The sequence below is a fragment of the Bifidobacterium bombi DSM 19703 genome (assembly GCF_000737845.1).
GTDB classification, from domain to species: domain Bacteria; phylum Actinomycetota; class Actinomycetes; order Actinomycetales; family Bifidobacteriaceae; genus Bifidobacterium; species Bifidobacterium bombi.
This window is the reverse complement of the sequence record NZ_ATLK01000001.1, coordinates 1466606-1487061: the sequence shown is the minus strand read 5'-3', so window position 1 is coordinate 1487061 and position 20456 is coordinate 1466606. Positions and strand designations below refer to the sequence as shown.

At 52.4% G+C, this 20456-nt stretch carries 15 protein-coding genes and 1 pseudogene; 7 read left to right on the top strand and 9 right to left on the bottom strand.

The genetic code is table 11. From position 1 onward, the window contains the following. Positions 1-187: 187 nt before the first annotated feature. From BBOMB_RS05710 to rpmH, 9 genes and pseudogenes are all read right to left on the bottom strand, one after another. Positions 188-1474 (bottom strand): ParB/RepB/Spo0J family partition protein, encoded by a 1287-nt coding sequence (locus tag BBOMB_RS05710; protein ID WP_414133080.1) that lies wholly within the window; start codon positions 1472-1474, stop codon positions 188-190. A 427-nt stretch (positions 1475-1901) separates the two neighbouring features. Beyond that, the gene (locus BBOMB_RS05705; RefSeq protein WP_044087485.1) at positions 1902-2849 is read right to left on the bottom strand and encodes a ParA family protein; all 948 of its coding nucleotides are present in this window, start codon (positions 2847-2849) and stop codon (positions 1902-1904) included. 320 nt (positions 2850-3169) lie between these two features. After that, positions 3170-3850 carry a 16S rRNA (guanine(527)-N(7))-methyltransferase RsmG gene (rsmG, locus tag BBOMB_RS05700; protein ID WP_044087484.1) on the bottom strand — a complete coding sequence of 227 codons (681 nt, stop codon included), beginning with the start codon at positions 3848-3850 and terminating at the stop codon, positions 3170-3172. A 979-nt stretch (positions 3851-4829) separates the two neighbouring features. Further along, the gene (locus tag BBOMB_RS05695) at positions 4830-5486 is read right to left on the bottom strand and encodes a Jag family protein (RefSeq protein ID WP_081867327.1); all 657 of its coding nucleotides are present in this window, start codon (positions 5484-5486) and stop codon (positions 4830-4832) included. A gap of 1087 nt (positions 5487-6573) precedes the next feature. After that, positions 6574-7605, bottom strand: coding sequence for a membrane protein insertase YidC (gene yidC, locus BBOMB_RS05690; protein WP_044087482.1), 1032 nt, complete (start codon positions 7603-7605; stop codon positions 6574-6576). Then, positions 7602-7757 carry a hypothetical protein gene (locus BBOMB_RS08355; RefSeq protein ID WP_238549934.1) on the bottom strand — a complete coding sequence of 52 codons (156 nt, stop codon included), beginning with the start codon at positions 7755-7757 and terminating at the stop codon, positions 7602-7604. Before BBOMB_RS08355 ends, yidC begins: the two co-directional genes overlap by 4 nt. Before the next feature lie 9 nt (positions 7758-7766). After that, positions 7767-8033: pseudogene (gene yidD / locus BBOMB_RS08350) on the bottom strand (membrane protein insertion efficiency factor YidD); the annotation flags it as partial. A gap of 139 nt (positions 8034-8172) precedes the next feature. Next, complete coding sequence (gene rnpA, locus BBOMB_RS05680) at positions 8173-8676, bottom strand: ribonuclease P protein component (RefSeq protein ID WP_044087526.1); 504 nt, start codon at positions 8674-8676, stop codon at positions 8173-8175. 28 nt (positions 8677-8704) lie between these two features. Then, positions 8705-8839, bottom strand: coding sequence for a 50S ribosomal protein L34 (rpmH, locus tag BBOMB_RS07905; RefSeq protein WP_081867325.1), 135 nt, complete (start codon positions 8837-8839; stop codon positions 8705-8707). A gap of 409 nt (positions 8840-9248) precedes the next feature. Here rpmH and dnaA point away from each other — a divergent pair, with 409 nt between their 5' ends. The 7 genes from dnaA to BBOMB_RS05645 all read left to right on the top strand — a co-directional run bounded on the left by dnaA (position 9249) and on the right by BBOMB_RS05645 (position 20366). Further along, positions 9249-10802, top strand: coding sequence for a chromosomal replication initiator protein DnaA (gene dnaA, locus BBOMB_RS05675; protein WP_044087481.1), 1554 nt, complete (start codon positions 9249-9251; stop codon positions 10800-10802). A gap of 536 nt (positions 10803-11338) precedes the next feature. Beyond that, positions 11339-12463, top strand: a complete 1125-nt coding sequence (dnaN, locus tag BBOMB_RS05670) for a DNA polymerase III subunit beta (protein ID WP_044087480.1) — start codon at positions 11339-11341, stop codon at positions 12461-12463. A 106-nt stretch (positions 12464-12569) separates the two neighbouring features. Beyond that, complete coding sequence (locus tag BBOMB_RS05665; protein WP_044087525.1) at positions 12570-13973, top strand: DNA replication/repair protein RecF; 1404 nt, start codon at positions 12570-12572, stop codon at positions 13971-13973. Continuing rightward, on the top strand, positions 13973-14455 hold the full coding sequence (locus BBOMB_RS05660; RefSeq protein ID WP_052377554.1) for a DciA family protein: 483 nt from the start codon (positions 13973-13975) through the stop codon (positions 14453-14455). The genes BBOMB_RS05665 and BBOMB_RS05660 overlap by 1 nt, the downstream gene beginning before the upstream one ends. A gap of 303 nt (positions 14456-14758) precedes the next feature. Further along, positions 14759-16807, top strand: coding sequence for a DNA topoisomerase (ATP-hydrolyzing) subunit B (gene gyrB / locus BBOMB_RS05655; protein ID WP_044087524.1), 2049 nt, complete (start codon positions 14759-14761; stop codon positions 16805-16807). 39 nt (positions 16808-16846) lie between these two features. Further along, positions 16847-19612 carry a DNA gyrase subunit A gene (gyrA, locus tag BBOMB_RS05650; protein WP_152570142.1) on the top strand — a complete coding sequence of 922 codons (2766 nt, stop codon included), beginning with the start codon at positions 16847-16849 and terminating at the stop codon, positions 19610-19612. Between the two features lie 109 nt (positions 19613-19721). Beyond that, entirely contained in the window at positions 19722-20366 is a 645-nt protein-coding gene (locus tag BBOMB_RS05645) for a DUF3566 domain-containing protein (protein WP_044087478.1), read from the top strand. The last annotated feature ends 90 nt before the right edge of the window (positions 20367-20456 follow it).

Sequence of the window (20456 nt, the reverse complement as noted above, 5' to 3'; positions counted from 1 at the left end):
TCTTTATTGGCAAAGCGACATCTTCGCTGACGACCAGGCGCCAGAAGGCGGGTACATGAATCGCACCCGCCTTCTTTCAATAATATTTTGTTATTAACTTACTACGGGATGGATGGCTGAAAATACCCCACCACTTCTCGCCCCAGCCATCATGAAAGCGACGGCGGCATTCAAAGGCGAATCACGTTCAGACCCAATGGGACGCGGAATCCTGCTCCGGTGCCAGCAGATTAACAATCCTATCCATATCTTCCGGAGAGGAAAACACTATTTCTATACGACCATGCTTTTTACTGCCCTTGATAGTCACTTTGGTGTCAAAGCGATTCTCAAGCCTCCGAGTGATGGGTGACTGACTCCATGAATCATTACGTTTGACAGGGTGTTTCTTATCGACTTGCCCGGAGTTGGTCTTCATGGCAACCATCTCTTCAGTGCTTCGTACGGAAAGACCTTCCTGAAGAATTCTTTTCGCAAGTTTCTCCATATCCTCTGCCGTCTGCAAGCCCAGCAAGGCCCTTGCGTGACCAGCGGAGAGGACTCCGGCACTCACCTTTTTCTGTACGGAAGGTGGGAGATTCAACAGACGTAGGGTATTGGCTATCTGTGAGCGCGACTTTGAGACCGAATGAGACAATTGCTCCTGCGTGAGGCCAAAATCATCCATCATCTGCTGATAGGCAGCGGCCTCTTCAAGTGGATTCAAGGCAACCCTATGCAGATTTTCAAGCAACGCATCTCGGAGCATATCGTCGTCACTCGTGGTCTTCACTATCGCCGGAATGGTCTTCAATCCCGCAAGATGCGCAGCTCTCCAACGACGTTCGCCCATAATCAGCTCATATTCGCTGTCAAGACCTTCGACATGTTCCTGGTTTCGGGCGATGACGGAAGCTTGCTTGGCAATCGGCCTCCTGCGAACGACGACGGGCTGAAGTACCCCAACCTCACGTAATGAATCGGCAAGTTCCCGTAAGTCATCTTCATCAAAAATGGCCCTTGGCTGGTGCAGATTCGGGCCGATTTGATCAAGCTCAAGTTCAGCAAGATATCCACCCTGCACAGGCTTGAGAGCTTCATCTGCCCTGATCCCATCCGATTTCGAGGGATTGGTCTGACCGGCATCGACACTCTGAAGACGGCCGGCATCACCTTTAGTAGCACCAGCCCCCTTCCTTCCAATTCCGACATCAATCATCATCGGTGCCGAACTGGTCTCCACTGTTGTTGATGCCTCCTTGATTCCCGTCACATTCGATCTAGAGGAAGCGCTACCAGTCGTACCAAAAAAGACATCGCTTGGATGCTTCAATGTCTCTATGGATGGTATGGATTTACGTCTTTGCTTCGACTTCGATGTTGTTTCACGTGAAACATTTTGTCTCGATGAAGGGCCGCTCTTAACAGACTTTCCCTTGCCTTCACCGTTATGGGGCTTGTTCGACGCCACTGTTCCGCTCTTGGCAGTTGCCATCTCCTCTTCAGAGGACTGGTCGCTTGCCTTCCCCGCGATGTCTGCTTTGTTTCGCAATCCCCGTACCACTGGATCATGATTGGATGCATTTCCGCCACCCATAGCAAATGAGGCATTATCTGAATCAACGGTATTCGTAACCGTTGGTGATTCTAAGGAACCCGCCGCAGAACCAACTTGTCGCGCGTCCCGTACCGGCTTCATAGGGGCCTTTCCTGCTGCACCCTTACCAAAGTCTCGGGCACCTTCCGTTTTCCGCTTTATCGTTGTTTCACGTGAAACAACGGCTTTTTCTGGTTCTCCTTCGGTTGAAGTCACTTGCTTTGCGTTGTCGACAGCATTAGGGGTTTCGTCTTCCCTGACATTCCCCGGCAATGCGGGAAACAGAGCTCCCAATCCTTTACCTAGTCTCGATTTCGATGCCATTTCAGTTTCTCCCCTGCTGCTTTTTCGCTAATTCTGATAATACCCGCTTTGACTGCTTGGCTATTTCATACGCGGCTTCACGATACGAAATCGCCCCCAATCCACGTGGGTCATACTCCAATACGGTTTTCTCGAAACTTGGTGCCTCAGAAATTCGCACCGACCGGGGAATGGTGGTGTGCAGCAGAATATCCGGATAGTGTTTCTCTACCTCGTCATATACTTGCTTACTCAACAACGTCCGTCTATCATACATGGTGATAAGCATCGTCGAAATGGTAAGGATTGGATTGAAGTGGTCCTGAACCAGTCCGATTGTATGTATAAGTTGTCCAAGCCCTTCCAAGGCGTAATATTCGGCCTGTATGGGTATCATGACCTCAGTGACAGCGCACATTGCATTGATGACAAGCAGTCCTAGGCTGGGTGGGCAGTCAACAATCACGAAATCGTAGTGATGCTTGCTTGACTCGAGGAATCGCTCAACCGCAGTTTTCAGCAGGTTGTTTCGATTCGCCATGTCTGCTATCTCCAGCTCAGCACCACTCAAATCAATTGAGGCCGGCACAATATCCAGAGTTGGAAATGCCGAACTTTGTTGCTTGACTTCGGCTATAGACATTCGCCCTTCAATCACATCATATGTGGAAGGTTCACCTGAACTGTGAGATGCGCCCAATGCGGTGGAAGCGTTGCCCTGGGGATCCAAATCAATGACCAATACCTTCAATTTCGCCAAAGCCAATGAAGCGGCTATATTCACAGCTGTTGTGGTTTTCCCGACCCCGCCCTTTTGGTTGGCCACAGCAATGCAGCGCGTTTTGCTTGGGCGTGGATATTTCAATCTTTCGACCGCTTCGAACCTTGCGGAAGTCTCAGCGATTTCCGTGCCGAGCACTCCATTCGCATCACCGAAAATTCGCTTGATGGTTTCCGAGGCAGATTCCATACTACTTAATCCCTTCCGCGACCTCGGTCGCCTCATGATGTTTACTTCCATTCATCAATATCATCTTCAAGTTTCGCCATCTCTATGGACAGTTCAGGCCCATCCAAAGTTATCCACAATAGATGAGCGTCGTTGTGGATAAGCTGTGCGTTATTTTCAATGATGTAATTTCTCTACTTTAGTTAACGTTGAAAATACGCCCTTTTTCGCTCAAGCCAATACTATGTTTACACATGTGGATAAGTGAAAAGCCAGGTCACAAATGTGGATAAGTCAGGTCTCTGCGTACTTCAGCATCTGTCCTATGCATCCTCCATGACTCACCGTTTACGAATCAGAACAAGATTGGTCGGCTCCAATCCAGTACCGACTTCCGCCTGTCTGACTTGTGCATCAACACCGCCAAAAGCCTTGATTTGCTGGTGCGCTTTTTTAATCTCGGCTGGTGCCGATTTCCCTTTCAGCGCTATGAGTCGACCTCCAGAACGCAACAGTGGCAATGTCCAGCCAGCGAGTTTGGTCATTGGTGCCACGGCCCTACAAGTTACAACATCAAAGAGATGCATGGAATGTCTGTGCTGGACTTCCTGAATTACTTGTTCGGAACGAGAACGAAGGACAGCGACATTGTTAAGATTGAGCTCCTGTACACACTCACGAAGCCAGGTCACCCGTCGTTCCATCGGCTCGATTAACGTGAAGGAACAATCCGGCAAACACGCGGCGGCGACAATGCCGGGAAAACCGCCTCCACTGCCCAAATCAGCTACGGATTTGAAACGCCTTTGTTGTAGCTCGGCTTTGATGAACGGAACTACAGCCGCCGAATTCAAAATATGGCGTTCCCAGATAATATTGACGTCGCGCGGACCAATCAGACCTCGTTCTTCCCCTTCCTGTGAAAGTTTCACGTGAAACAATCGCATTTGAGGAAGAGCATCGCCCAAGATTTCTTCAAGCAACGGGGACTCTTCCAACTCCGCATCTGTATGCTCATTCATTCGTCGATCCAATCTCAATTCACCACTGGTTCCAGGTTTTGTCATTCCACAACCCAATAAACGACCTCTATGATTTTATATGAAACTTTACGATTAAGGTGAACAAAACGCTGTACATGTGCGAAAGACAACCCAAAGCGCAATCTACCTACTGTCTTCCCCAAATCAAGTTACCATCAGGTTCACCGTAAGATATACGGTGGTATCAACAACCGTAATATACATGAGACAGAAATATCAACGCAAAAATATGTGAAAGAAATAGGAATCGACTCATACCAGTAGTGCTATGCCGAATCTAGTTTTGACTACCTACAGTGAAGCGACTTTTCAAGGTTGCTGATAATGATTCCTCATCGATACATGGCATTGAGCCACTATGAGGACTTACACCCCACTGAGACGAGTACACTACATGAAATATCCACGAAGAACTGATAGTGTTTCACGTGAAACAATTGCAAAAATGTAGATGTAAACTCACCGTTTCGCAAAATGACTAGACTGAGAATCATCGCACTTTATCACATCGAACGAAGAATCGTTCCATATGAACACTGCGGCAGTACAATGAATCTGTATTTATGTTGTTTCACGTGAAACAATATAAATACCAGGTTAAGCAAACCTTCACGTATTTAAAAAACAACAAATACAAGAAACGGCACGGGAATAAGTACTGATTGAGCGATAGTAATCTACTGGGCAGAAGAAAATAATGACCATGTAAAAAACAATCCGTCAACAACTTTGATACAAGGGCTCAAACGCAAGAAACGAAGACTGCAAAATATGTATGATTTCTGCGCAAAACCATGATAGGAGCTGAATGTACACGGATTCAGAAGACAGAAGCGGGCTGAATACCCTCCCGTAAAACCTTTGACACCGAATCATGTAAGACTTAATGAAGTTTATGCAGAACCGAACACTCTAAAACCAAATCGAAATCCTAGTAATCCCATTACAGTCCAAACTCTCAATCGACGATATCAGTACCTTCGGGCTTCACGAAATCCTCCGCGATTGAGTGACGGCGTCGGCTCGAAGCATGAAGCATTTCAGGATCCTGTTCAGGTAGGGCGCGCTCATCCGTATCGGCAACAATATCATCATCTTCAATCGAATCGACGTCGGAGGCTTCCTTGGACTTAAGATAAATCGTGACATAGCGGTGAGGTTCCTCACCATGAGATCGTGATTTAAAACCTTCCTCGCGCACCAAGTCGTGAATGACCTTGCGCTCATATGAGTTCATGGGATCGAGATCCACAGGTTCACCGGTTTCATTGACTTCATCAATGGCATCCAACGCCAATACCTGAAGGTGCTTGCGCCGTTTCTTCAAAAAACCATCAACATCGAGCAGCAACCGGGAGCGATCCCCGGTTTTCTGTTGTACCGCAAGTCTGGTAAGCAATTGCAAAGCGTCTACTACTTCGCCGTTTTTGCCAACAAGATGACGAATATCGGTGTCGTCATCAGCGACAATCTGCACGTTCGGCCGGTCATTGCGCACTCCAAGTTCAATATCACCTTCATAGTCCACGATGTCAAGGAGCTCTTCCAGATAGTCCGCTGCGATATCCGCCTCTTCATTGAGCTGATCTATCGTCTTGTCGTCTTCGTGTGCCATAAACAAATCCTTTACGAATCCGGTCCGTTCATTCTCGTTCGCTCTTCAAGCCAAACCAGTAGGGCTGTCATCACGTACGACACCGAATGCCTCCACAAGGATGACGTTCAACTTCGTTCCTACAGGTTCTATACTTAAGATGCCTATAAGCAATAGTACACCAGACAACTGCTAAAAAACGGCATCGTTCGACAACCTCCTATCGGCCACACGAAAACGGATATGAAGCCCGCCATGGCCAAGGCGAAGAACCAAGACAACTACTTAAAACCAGGAATACATGTCACTTGCCCATGACAGCAAACAACATACGTACGTTGCAGGGCAACGGGCATTAAGGAGGTATCTTTGCACAGCATAACTGCATCGGGCATCAAGAAAGATGCCACCCAAATTCATCACAGGAACATTAGGGCCGGAATAACGGCGCCCGTAAGGCAAAAAACATGCACCTTCTAACATATCCGTGCGCTTCAGACACAGGAAGTCCGAAAAGCGAATGGCGAGGGTCGGTTCGCATTCTCAACAAACGACAATCGGAAAAATGACGGCTCTTCTGTGATCACGTGATGATAAGGATTGGGTTAATACATATTGATCAGTCACCGCTTCAAAGGCGAATCCGTCGTCACCGATCGTAGAAAAGGACCCTGATGCCGTTGGAACAAAGGACAGCCATGGCGAAATCAGTCAGGAAGGTGGAAGAACCCAACTACACGTCCAACACACACGTCCAAAACATACGTTGCAGAAGCACATCCAAGACGCATGTCCCGAACACACGAGGCCGAACCGAAGGCCTCAAAGTCCAAAAACAAACCGGAAAAGCAAACGCCGAAGTACAACGACAAACGCCAATGACCGACAACCAAACACAAAAGTCCAAAACCAAAACACATACGGCAACAAATCACTCCGGGCAAGACAAGGGAACGAACGTTCCACTTTACGAGCATTGGCCAGGAAATCACTGAAAACTAAGGATGAACGCCAGAAACTCGTATTCACCACCGCAAGGGCGTAGGAAGTGCTTTGGAATCCAAACTTCTGAACCGGGAGAAAACCGTTGGCCGGGTCCGCCCTCTACCTATCGACGGTTCTTCTTACGCTGACTCCTTGTAAGGTTGCGCTTGGGTTGCTGGCGTTGATAGCCTTCCTCCTCGCGCTTACGGGCCTCGTCCATCGCCTTCTGTAGGTTCTCCTCCTCAATGGAGGGCAAACCTTCCTTGATGCGACGCTGATTCTCCTTTTGGTGCTCACGCTTAACCTTTTCCTCATGCGCGGGCGACCCTGGGGCCGGGAACGCGTAGACCTGCCAGAGCGAACGGAACATATTGGCTATGTTGTTCGTCAGCCAGTACACCAACACCGCGAAAGGCATGCTCAAGGCGGAGAAGATATACATGAGCGGGAAAATCCAGGTCATCATCTGCTGGACCCGGTAGGACTGACCCTGCATGGCTTCTTTTGGCAGATTCTTGCGCATGTTGTTGAACTGCATGTACCACATCGCAGCGCACATGAGGAAGGTGAAGAGCCCCATGATGGCTTTACCGGAAAGATCAGCCATGGAAAAAGTGTTCGTCACATTGAGGCCAAAGAACGACGTTTCGGTGAACTGTGTCGCCGTAGCCTTGTCAAAAGCACCGAGCTGGCCTCGGGAACCATGCGCGATGTAGGGAATCGCTGAAAGCATATAAAACATGCACATGAATACAGGTCCCTGGATAAGCATGGGCAAACAGGATCCAGCCGGATTGACCTTGTTGTCCTGGTAGAGCTTCATGGTCTCACGACTCATGGCCTCCCTACTCGCCTGATCCGTCTTACCCTTGTATTTGTTCTGAATATGCTGCATCTTCGGCTGCAATGCCTGCATCTTTGCCATCGAACGCATCTGTCTTATGTATATGGGCAAAATGATGGCATGCACCACAAGCACAAGAAAGACTATCGAAAAGACCCAGGAAAGACCCACGGGAGCCATGCCAAGCAGTACCAAAAGCTTGTGGAACAATGACATGACTTGCGTCATCACCCATTCGACGGGTGTAAGAATCTTGTAGATCCAGCCGAAAAGACCGTGATCCATCACGAAGTTGTTATAATCCGGCGTCATCGAGTCGTCTCCTTTAGAGCCAATGGCTTGGAAATAAAACCAGCTGTTACATCAACATCAGTCATCATATCGTACGGCGCTTCCGGTTGATCTTGTTGCGACGAACCAGGCGCAAGCACATCACCACAAGAATCAGCATCAACATAGCTCATCGCTGAATCCGCGAGAGGTGTCAACCGCGGTTCCTCATGGGCCTTTGACCACGAAAAGCGGTAAAAAACAGAATATCGACGGGGCACGTCGTCGATGCCGCCGAGACTCCACGGTCTGCAACGGAGCAGTCGCAATGCCGCCAGCACTCCTCCGCGGAATGCCCCATAACGAAGAACCGCTTGGAGTGCATAATTGGAGCAGGATGGGTAATACTTGCAGCAAGGAGGATTGTGTGCCGAGATATGCACCTGGTACCATCGGATGGCCTTGATCATATAAGCCGAAATCACACCCTGAGTATGTTCAGACACGATTACACCATTACGATTGTCATGTCCGGCATTCGGTTCCGGGCGACGAAATCGGGCGGCTGCAGTCACCATGCCTCACTTCAATAGGGAATCGGCGGTATGATCACTCACGGGACATGTCGTGGTACCCCGTGCGTGTGGACTTGGTATCCTTGCGGGCGATGTCACCGAACAACCGTTCAACTTGATCCAACAACGAAGCGTATGACACTTGGGAAGCGCTTGGCTTCGCTCGCATCACGATGTCGCACTCGGGTGGAAGCAGGAACTCCCGCTCCCGAGACAAGGCCCGGAACCTGCGCTTGACTCGATTGCGCGTCACGGCATTGCCTACGCCTTTCGAAACCGCCAAGCCAAGCCGATGACACGTGACTTTCTTCGACTTCGTGCCATTATCGACCTGCGTATCATCGTCATTCACCGGTCGCGTCGAAACCTTGTCATCACGAAGCCAATCATCTTCATCGAACGCCTGATCGCGCACGCCAGAATCATCTCGTGCGGAAGTATCATGTATCAGAAAATGGATGACGACATCAGCGCTGCTCACCTTATGGCGCAACCTGAGCACCTTCACAAAATCCTTATGCTTCGTCAGTCGCTCCATGACCTGTATCTTACCGCCTTGCGCGCAATCAGACCGCGAGGGCTTTGCGACCCTTGCCGCGGCGACGGTTGAGCACCGCACGCCCGGAACGAGTGCGCATACGGATGCGGAATCCATGCTTCATGTGGCGCCGGTGGTTGTTCGGCTGATATGTTCTCTTCATAACATGCTCCCGTGTTCAGGCCATGCCTACGCATGGCTCCTCTTAAAGACAAGCTATATTAAGCTACTCTCACCCCTGGTCTCACGTCAACGCGTGAAGGCGATTCCATCCCATATCATGACTGCATTGCGTGAGCGATCGAACGGATAGAGGCCCGGTACGAGGCTCGAACCCTATTCTGAAAAGCCCCGGAAACACAATGATTGCTAGGTTTCCCCTCGCCTTCTTGTCCACAAATTACATCAATGTTATTCACATCTCAATAATTGCAACACGCGAAGCTGTGGATAACTTCTAGCACCCCGAGTAAATATGTAATGGTCTGGCCTGCGCCATTGATCTGTTCCGCCGGCAGGTGGTACGTCGGCACTCGGCGTGCGCGAATTCAGGTGTGAGAAAGGAAAGAGTCATGATCGATGGTCCCAATGACTCATCATTGCAGGATCCCAAGGCTCAGGCTTTCCGGACCTGGGGTGACGCCCTTTCCATACTTCGCGGTGATTCCACCATCACGCCACGTGGTTGGAGTTGGCTTCAGGATGTAGTACCTGAAGCGGTATACGGCACGACCATCGTATTATGTGTCTCAAGCACCGCCACACAGCAGGCGTTGCAGGGGGAGCTGAACGAACGGCTGCTGCATGCGCTCAACCTCAGTTGCGGCATGAACATGTACCCTGCATTCAAAATCATCCCACAACAGCAACCTACGCAGGTGCCGGAACCGGAAGAATCGACGAAAGCAGTGATAACCGACGCTCCCGTACAAACGTCGCAACAGACGCGGACGTCAGCAGTGGAGCCAGACATCAATGAGCCCACGCTCCTCCAGGTCGATGAGCCACAGCCTCTTGAAACCGGGCCATTGCAAGCACAAACGGAAAAAACGTTTTCAAGAGACAAGACCGCTCGTGACCCCCAGACCCATCTCAATAAGAATTTCACCTTCGACACTTTCGTTCCGGGGGATTCCAACCGTTTCGCGCGAACCGTCGCAATGGCAGTGGCGGAAGGAAGCGGCAAAGACTACAACCCATTGTGCATCTACGGAGGTCCTGGACTGGGAAAGACGCATCTGCTCAACGCCATAGGCAATTACGCGTTGGTCAAGGACAGCAGTCTCAAGGTCCGATACGTGACCAGCGAAGAGTTCACGAACGAATTCATCGAGGCACTGCAAAAGCCGAATCAGAGCGAAGGACAGATTGCCGCGTTTAATCGTCGTTACCGCCAGGTGGACGTCCTGCTCATCGACGACATCCAGTTCCTGGGTGGCAAGGATTCCACCCTTGAGCAGTTCTTCCACACCTTCAATTCACTGTATCAAGCGAACAAACGCATCGTCATAGCTTCCGACGTGGCTCCCATCAACCTCAAAGGCTTTGAGTCGAGGCTCATCTCCCGATTCGAGTCGGGTCTGACGGTGGATGTCAAACCACCGGATTTGGAAACTCGTACCGCAATTCTCAGGATGATGGCAGCCAACAATCATACGAACGTCCCCAACGATGTGCTCGACCTTATCGCGCAGCGCTTCACCGAGTCCATCCGTGAGCTCGAAGGGGCCCTCACCCGCGTGACGGCTGTTGCATCCCTGAGCAACCAACCCGTTTCGGTTCCTCTCGCGGAACGTGCGTTGCATGATTTGTACACCTCCGACGTGGAGATCAAACCCACCGACATCATCAGCCAGATAGCTCAGTACTTCCATCTGACGTTTGACGACATCGTGGGACGGAGCCGCACGAAGAATGTGGCTCTGGCAAGACAGATAGCAATGTATCTGACCAGGGAGATGACAAGCATGAGCCTGGTCGACATCGGTGAAGTATTTGGAGGCAAGGATCACACAACGGTGATGCACGCCTGTACCCGTATTTCCGATGAGATGCAGGAAAAAGAAGAAATCTACAACTATGTCATGGAGCTTACGGTTCGCCTGAAGCAGCAACCGAAGAAATAACGATTCACAACTTCAGTGATTCGGTATTGCAGCCGGATCATCATTGAAGAAGTTTTCTTTTTCTATGCAGTCGATATTTGTTTCAGGCTGTATATATCCGTTTGCATGCTGTTTATGAATATCGATGGCGACACACCTGAGCTTAAAATATGAGAAAAATTTATCCACAGAGTTGTGCACATACAATCCACAACACCGTAATCGCACGGTGAGTAAACAGTCATGAAGCAGTGTGGTACATGTGAACAAATAGCGCTTGGCTGTGGACAAGAATAAGGGTCATGTCGAGTTGTGGAAAACCTTCTTTCTTTTCCACACGTAAATCTAAAGTTATCCACAATGAAGTACGTCTCAAAAGTGAAATGCGAGTAACGTTATTTCAAGATTTCCACTTATCCACAGTACTTATTATTACGATTATCTACTTAATCTATATAAATCTCGTCATCATCATAAAAACTGAAGCACGCTACACTTTTGTAGTACGGTTTGAGCGCTAGACTTAAACAAACACTTTGGGATGAGGAGCAAGAACGATGAAAGTAGAAGTCAATTCCGGCGCATTCGCCGATGCCGTTGCGTGGACAGCACGAGTCATAGACGCGCGTCCAGCCAACCCCATCCTCGCCGGCATCAAACTGAAAGCAGCCGACGGTACGTTACAACTTTCCGCGTTCAACTACGAAATTTCGGCACGCCATCACATCGAAGCCGGCGTGGATGAGGCGGGTTCGGTTTTGGTTCAAGGCAAGTTGCTCACTGACATCAGCAAATCCCTTCCTGCGGAGAAGACATACATTTCGACATCCGAATCGACGCTGACGATTTCGTCCGGCAAATCGACATTTACATTGCATCTCATGCCGGAGAGCGAATATCCCGACCTTCCCGAGGTGCCACAGACCATAGGTCAGGTAGATGCGTCGACGTTCATCCAATCTGTCATGCAAGCCTGCGTCGCCGTCTCAAGAGAGGAAAACAGGCCGGTTCTCACAGGTGTCCGTATCGAATTCCAGGGAGACAAAGTCGTCATGAGCTCTACGGATAGGTTCCGCCTGTCCAAGTCGACGTTCACCTGGAGTCCCAAGAATCCAGATATACAAGCTCAGGCTTTGGTCAGGGGTTCTCTATTGCGTGACGTCGCCCGATCGACCGATGAACATCAGAACATCGCCATCGCTTTGGATATTGACAAGCCAACACTCCTTGGCTTTGAAAATGCAGGTCGGCTTTCCACCTCGCAGCTCATCGATGGAGAATTCCCCGCGGTTGATCGGCTTTTCGCCGATGAATACCCCATACAGGCCATCATTGACCGTCAGTTGTTGCTTTCGGCAATAAAACGCGTATCCCTTGTGGCTGAACGCAATGCTCCCATTCGCATGATGTTCGAAAACAACGCATTGACGCTTTCTGCCGGAGCTGTGGATGAATCACAGGCCAACGAGACGCTTGATGTCGACATGGACGGCGAGCCCATCACCGTCGCTTTCAACCCCTCATACCTCATCGAAGGGCTGAGCGCAATTGCGGAGCCGTTCGTTCGGATTAAGATGACTACGGCAGTCAAACCTGTCGAATTCAATGGGCAGCAGGAAGCCGATTCCGACGAATCCATGGATTACCGTTACCTTTTGGTGCCGATGCGCCTGAACAGCTGATTGTCGGTTGCATTGTCGCGCAATCGTTGCTTCCGATGAATGTCGGGAGCTCTGTTCGGACCGAATGGGGCTGGTGTTTTTCATAGAATCCGCGGTGGTATAAGTGATATATATTTCACGACTTGCTCTTGATTATTTCAGATCCTGGCGGCACATCGTCCTGGATTTCGAACCGGGAATCACCTTGCTTCAAGGCGCCAACGGATTGGGGAAAACCAACATCGTCGAGGCTTTGGAGGTGCTTTCCACCGGTTCCAGCCATCGGACCTCCAACATGTTGCCGTTGGTGAGGCGCGGAGAAAACAAGGCCACAGTGAGGGCCAACGTCCGCGAGATGGACGTACGGGGCGGATCCGACATGGTGAGCGGGAAGGATGCCGGCTCTGAAACGAATGGCGATGTGGTCACCTATGAAGTCAGCATTGCCACAAAAGGTGCCAATCGCGGGCGCATCGACAATGGTCCGTCCTTGTATATGAGGGACATCGTAGGAAGAGTGCCCTTGGTCTCTTTTACTCCGGATGATCAACGACTTGTTTCCGCGGATCCGTCTGAGAGGCGTGCTTTTCTGGATCAAGCCGGTACGATGCTCATCCCTGGCTATGCCGATTGTCTGCATGATTTCATGCAAATCGCACGACAGCGCGTGGCTTTGCTCAAGCAATTAGGTGAACGCGATGGTGACCTGGACCTGCGGCAGGCCTCGTTAAGCGGCCTTGAGGTGTGGACGGGCCAGTTCATCGACAAAGGTGTGGAGCTGACGCGCTACAGGCAGACGATCGTCGATGAGATCTCCCCCGACTTCTCCGACCTATATGGGGCCCTCTCAACTGATGGGCGAGGACAAGAGCAAGACGGTGATGATTTCGAAGAACGCCGAGTTTCTGGTGTGCGGTCATCGGGAGGTGCCGATGAAGGCATATCGACGTCACACGCCGAAGGCGCGGGTCTTGGAAGAGAGCATCAACCCGAACACTCGGCTGAGCTTCGTTACGTTCCTTCATTTGAGGAGGTGTTGTCGTCCGAACTTCCACAACCGGAAATCAGCAGACATTTCCAACGTCTGTACCCGGGCGAAGTGGCTCGGGGGCGCAATCTGATTGGCCCCCACCGGGATGATATGGAATTCTCACTGGAGGGCTACCCGGCTCGGGAGTATGCGTCGAATGGCGAGACCTGGACGCTGGCGTTGGCGTTGAAAATGTCGCTGTATCGTGCGATTTCGCGTAGACGCGGTGAGAAGCCGATCGTGGTTTTGGATGATGTGTTCGCACAGCTCGATGAGACGAGGCGTGGTAAGATATTGGATTTCGCGGCGCAGCAGGATCAGGTGTTCGTGACCGTCGCGGCCGTGAGCGATATTCCCGACATGGGACGTCTGCGGCGCCATGCGGTGCCATGCAAGGTCATCAAGGTGGCTGACCTTCAGGTCTTTGACACCGGCGATGCCGACTCCCGTGGCGGTGTGGATGCGGTCGATGCCTCAAACCATGACGAAGGCGTCGCATGATGGAACGTCCGATAGACCTTGCTTTGAATCTGGATGCCCGCAAGCTGCCCAGCCAGGTTTTCGAGCGTCTGACCAAACGTTCCATTCTGCGCAGGGATCGAGCGCAATGCGAGCGGGAGGCGTGGGAGAACTTCGGCAAACCGAACCGGGACCCGGCTCAATTGGGAGGAACATTAGATGCCATTGCCGTCGGGCGGCAATGGGTGCCTCATCTGAAGGTTGCGCAACTGCGTACCCATTGGGATGAAGTCGTGGGTGCCGGCATTGCCGCGCATTCATATGTAGATGACTTCCGTGACGGTGTTCTTACCATACATACGGAATCAGGTGCTTGGGCAACGCAACTGACGTATCTGATCCCGGCATTGACCCAAACCATAAGAGAGCGGCTTGAGGGTTTGGAAGTCAAGGAAATCAAGGTCACAGGACCGCGCACCTCTCGTTTTGCCCAGCGCTACCGGCATCGAGGTTACAACCGGTAAGCGGTTTGCGATGGTGGAAGCTAAAACGTTAAATGCCCCGGTAAGGCCTGAAGTCCCTATATGCAAGTAAAATACTGGATATATGGTTAAACGCTTTTAAGGCCCGATTATTGGCCATACAGAGTGTATTGCCCCTGCAGGAACCCTTTCGTGCGAGGGAAATCAGAAAGGAACCTTGTGGCAGATTCAAATCTGAACAAAAAGGACGGTTCGATCGATGGCGCTGCCGAAGGCGGCATCGCGGACAATGCAAAGGACGGGAACGAGCCTGCCGCTCTTGCCAGCGACACCCTTGCCAGCAACATAGACAAACTGGAGCATGACGAGCTCAACGACGTCCAGCTTGACGATTCGCTTTCGCCTGAACATTATGATGCCAGCGATCTTCGTGTACTCGAGGGACTGGAGGCGGTGCGCATACGCCCGGGCATGTATATCGGATCGACGGGGCCACGCGGGTTGCATCATCTGGTTTACGAAATCGTCGACAATTCCGTGGATGAGGCGCTCGCGGGTTACGCTTCCCATATCGAAGTGACGATCATGCCGGATAACGCCATACGCGTTGTCGACAACGGTCGAGGCATTCCGGTGGACGAAGTGCCTGGCGAGGGCGTCTCCGGTGTGGAAACTGTCATGACCAAGCTGCACGCCGGTGGCAAGTTCGGAGGTGGCGGATATGCGGTTTCCGGTGGTTTGCACGGCGTGGGCATCTCGGTCGTGAATGCGCTTTCCACACGCATCGATGTTGACGTACGTCGACAGGGATATCACTGGTCGCAAAGTTTCGTGAATCAGACGGCCGTGGCCCCGCTCAAGCAGGGCGAAGCCCTTAAGGATGGTGAAGAGACTGGCACGTCGGTTACTTTCTGGGCCGATCCAGCCATTTTCGAGACGACGGTCTACGATTTCGAAACGCTTCGTTCGCGTTTCCAACAAATGGCCTTTCTCAACAAAGGTCTGCGCATCACCCTGACCGACGAACGGCAGCCGGACCTGGCCGGCGACGAAGTGGCCGGGCAGGATGAGCCGGAAGAGAAGCCGAAGGTCAACACCGTTTCGTACATGTACAAGAACGGCATCAAGGATTACGTGGATTACTTGGTGAAGTCCCGTAAATCCGCCCCGATTGAGGAGGATGTGATCGATCTTGAAGCCGAGGACCTGTCCATCGGCATCTCAGCCGAAATAGCCCTGCAATGGACAGCGGCGTATTCGGAGTCAGTACATACTTTTGCGAACACCATCTCCACGACCGAAGGCGGTACGCACGAAGAAGGTTTTCGCGCGGCGCTTACCACGCTCATCAACCGCTACGCCCGCGACAAGAACCTGCTCAAGGAGAAGGATGACAACTTCTCCGGTGAGGACGTACGCGAAGGACTGACCGCCGTGGTGTCCGTGAAGCTCACGAACCCGCAGTTCGAGGGACAGACCAAGACCAAGCTCGGCAATTCCGAGGCTAAGACCTTCGTACAGCGAGTCATGACTGACAAGCTTGGTGACTGGTTTGATGCCCACCCAAGCGAGGCCAAGAACATCATCCAGAAGGCGCTCGAAGCCTCCCACGCACGTATCGCGGCCAAGAAGGCGCGCGAAAACACCCGGCGTAAATCCGTGTTCGAAACCGCGGGCATGCCTGACAAACTCAAGGATTGCCAATCAAGTAATCCCGAGGAGTGCGAATTGTTCATCGTGGAGGGCGATTCCGCAGGTGGTTCCGCGATCCAGGGACGCAACCCGATTACCCAGGCCATTCTTCCGTTGCGAGGCAAGATACTCAACACCGAACGCGCCTCGATTGACCGCATCATGAAATCCGACACCATCGAGGCGCTGATTACCGCCATCGGCGGCGGATATGGAGATGACTTCGATTTGAACAAGGTGCGTTACCACAAGGTCATCATCATGGCCGATGCAGATGTGGACGGAGCCCACATCGCCACCTTGAACCTGACATTGTTCTTCCGCTACATGCGTCCGATGATCTACGCCGGCTACGTGTATGTCGCCATGCCGCCGCTGTATAGAATCAAATGGACGAAAGGTAACCACAGTTTCGTCTACACGGATGCCGAACGCGATCGCGTGCTCAAGGAGGGCAAGGAGGCTGGCCGCCAATTACCCAAGGGCGAGGGCATTCAACGTTACAAGGGTCTGGGTGAGATGAGCTACCAGGAGCTATGGGGAACGACCATGGATCCAGATCACCGCATCCTCAAGCAAGTCCAGATCGAGGATGCGGCTCAGGCCGACGAGACATTCTCGATGCTCATGGGCGACGAGGTCGAGCCCCGTCGTCTCTTCATCCAGCGCAACGCGCATGACGCGCGGTTCATCGATGCGTGATTTCGCGCAATGATATAGAAAAGCTTGAGATTCTAAGGAATGACAGTGGCAGACGATAATAATACGACGAACGAAACCCCAGATGACGGGTTCGAAGAACAATATACACCGGACGGTTCGCTGGAACCGCTCAGTCCCCAAGAGGCCGATGACACCGATTACGGTTTGATGACGGGTGAACGCATCCAGCCCGTCGAACTGGGCAAAGAGATGAAGGACTCCTATTTGGCGTATTCGCTTTCCGTCATTGTGGAACGTGCCCTTCCTGATGTGCGCGATGGCATGAAGCCAGTGCATCGTCGCGTGATCTATGCGATGTACGATGGCGGCTATCGTCCCGATCGAGGGTACAACAAGTGCTCGCGCGTCGTGGGCGATGTGATGGGTAAGTATCATCCGCACGGTGATTCGGCTATTTACGATACCCTGGTGCGCATGGCCCAGTCGTGGTCGATGCGTTACATGCTTGTGGATGGACAGGGCAATTTCGGATCGCCCGGTGATGATCCGGCGGCCGCCATGCGTTACACTGAATGCCGCATGGCTCCGCTCGCCATGGAGATGGTGCGTGATATCGACAAGGACACTGTCGACTTCGTGCCGAACTACGACGGCAAGACGCAGGAGCCCACCGTACTTCCCGCCCGCTTCCCCAGCCTTCTGGTCAACGGGTCGTCCGGCATCGCCGTGGGCATGGCTACCAATATCCCCCCGCACAACATGCGCGAAGTGGCCGACGGTGTGCATTGGGCACTCGAACATCCGCAGGCCACCAAAGAGGAGTTGCTTGATGCGCTTATCGAACGTATCAAAGGACCTGATTTCCCCACTGGTGCCACCATCCTTGGTCATAAGGGCATAGAACAGGCCTACCGTACCGGGCGAGGGCTGATCACCATGCGCGCCGTGGTCAACACGGAGGAGATCAAGGGGCGCATGTGCCTGGTCGTCACCGAACTGCCATACCAGGTCAATCCCGACCGCCTTGCAGCTTCCATTCGTGAGGCTGTTCGTGATGGCAAGATCCAGGGTATAGCCGACATGCGAGACGAGACCTCGGGTCGGACCGGCCAGCGATTGGTGCTTGTGCTCAAACGTGACGCGGTTCCCAAAGTGGTGCTGAACAATCTGTACAAACACACGCAGCTGCAGCAGACATTCGGCGCCAATATGCTCGCCCTGGTCGACAACGTACCACGTACGCTGTCCTTGGACGCCTTTGTGAGTCACTGGGTTGACCATCAGCTTGAGGTCGTGGACCGTCGTACTCGGTATTTGAAGCGCGAGGCGGAGGAACGTGACCACATCCTCCAGGGCTACCTCAAGGCTCTTGATATGATCGACGAGGTCATCGCGCTCATCCGCGCATCTAAGGATGTGGATGCCGCACGTACTGGCCTTGAGGATCTGCTCGGCGTGGACGACGTGCAGGCGGATGCCATCCTTGCTATGCAACTGCGTCGTCTGGCCGCTTTGGAACGCCAGAAGATCGTTGACGAGCACAACGAGTTGATGAAGAAGATCGCCGATTACGATGGCATTCTGGCCAGCCCCGAACGGGAACGGCAGATTGTAGGTGACGAACTCGATGAGATCGTGGGCAAATACGGCGATGACCGTCGTACGAAGATTCTTCCCTTCTCAGGGGAGATGAGCGATGAGGACCTTATCGCGGATGAGAACGTGGTGGTCACTGTCACGCACTCCGGTTTCGCCAAGCGCACCAAGGCCGACGAATACCGAGCCCAGCATCGCGGTGGAAAGGGAATCAAAGGGGCGAGGTTGCGTGAGGATGACGTGGTTGACCACTTCTTCCTGACCTCGACCCATAACTGGATTCTGTTCTTCACTAACCGCGGTCGCGTCTTCCGACTCAAGGCCTATGAGCTTCCAGAAGGTTCGCGTGATTCGAAGGGTCAGCATGTGGCTAACCTGCTGCAGCTGGCTCCCGGCGAGGCCATTCAGACCGTGCTTTCGATTCCGGACTATCAGGTTGCCAAGTATTTGGTGCTTGCCACCAAGTCGGGGAAGGTTAAGAAGACGCCGCTTGAGCAATATGATTCTTCGCGCCAGGGGGGCCTTATCGCCGTACGGCTTATGGAAGATCCGGACACAGGAGAGACCGTTGATGAACTCGTAGGTGCCGCGCTGTGCAACGCGGATGATGACATCATCCTCGTTTCGCGCCAAGGTATGAGCCTCAAGTTCCGCGCCGACGATGAACAGCTTCGCCCCATGGGACGGGGTGCGGCCGGTGTACAGGGCATGAAGTTCCGCAGCGGAGATGAACTGCTTGCGATGGATGTGGTGCCCAGCGACGAGAACCGTGCCGCGCTTTCAGCCGCCAATGGAAGCGGTGATGCGAACGATATGGCCGATCTCGACCTTCTTGTGGTCACGAACGAGGGCTTCGCGAAACGAAGCCGTGTCAGTGAATACCGTCTGCAGGGACGTAATGGTTTTGGTGTCAAGGCGCTCAACCTCGCGGAAGGAAGAGGTTCGCTCGTGGGTGCTTTGATAGTCACCGAATCCGATCAGGTCATGGCGATCATGAAATCCGGCAAGGTGATTCGTTCCAACGTTTCCGAAGTGAAGCTTACTGGACGTAATACTCAGGGCGTCACGTTGGCGAAGCCCGACAAAAACGATGAGATTATCTCCATTGCCAGAAACGCCGATGATGATGCATCGGATGAATCGGGCGATGACACCCGTGACACGATCCAAGGCAACGCCGATGGACGCATCGATGTCGACAAGACCGACGGGGGCGAAACGACCGCGAAGGCAGTCCCCGAAAACTGATAATCTATGTAAGTAACAAGTTGGGTCGATCAGATGACCTTGGAACCGTGGTGAACGTACCCGGTTCCAGGGTCGATTGAAATTAAGGCGCAGGGGTTGAGGAGAAGCAATGAGCGACGATCGCAGTGACAATAAACCAAATTCGATCGATTGGCCCGCAATTCCGGATTCGGATTTGTCCAGGCAGACACGTGATTCTCGTGCGCCGCTGCAGGACCCACAAACCGTGGTTCAGGGGGGCTCTGATATGAGCAGTCGTCGTGCGCCTAGAACTGCTTCCAATATTTCCCAAGCAACAGCCGGCTATGGTGTCGCAGGGCCATCGAGTAGGTCGCGGGGATCTGAATCAGCCAAGCGTCCGGTGCGTGGTAAGTCACGGCGACGTGCGCCGCACGCTAGGCGTATGGGACTTTCGGTCACACATGTCGACCCGTGGTCCGTTGCCAAGGTCACTTTCCTGCTTTCCGTAGCGGGGGGCATCATCCAGATTGTGGCCATCAGCCTGATGTGGGTTTTGCTCAACGCCGTAGGCGTGTTCGACCAGGTTTCGCAGCTGCTTTCCACTACCGGTCTTGATGCCGGCGGGTTCAGTCTTTCGAATGTATTGTCGTTGGGCACCGTGCTTAGCGTCTCCACGATATTTTCCATCGTCGAGGTGGTGCTTGTTACCTTGCTGGCGGTCATCATCGCTGCTCTGTACAATGTCATATCGCAACTTGTGGGTGGCGTGCATATCACGGTGGGCGACGACTGATCCGACGCCTTCGATCTGCGCCATACATGGCGCAGATCACTCGGATTCACACACCGTGGTTTCCGTAATCCGCCACGCCGGTGTATTCTT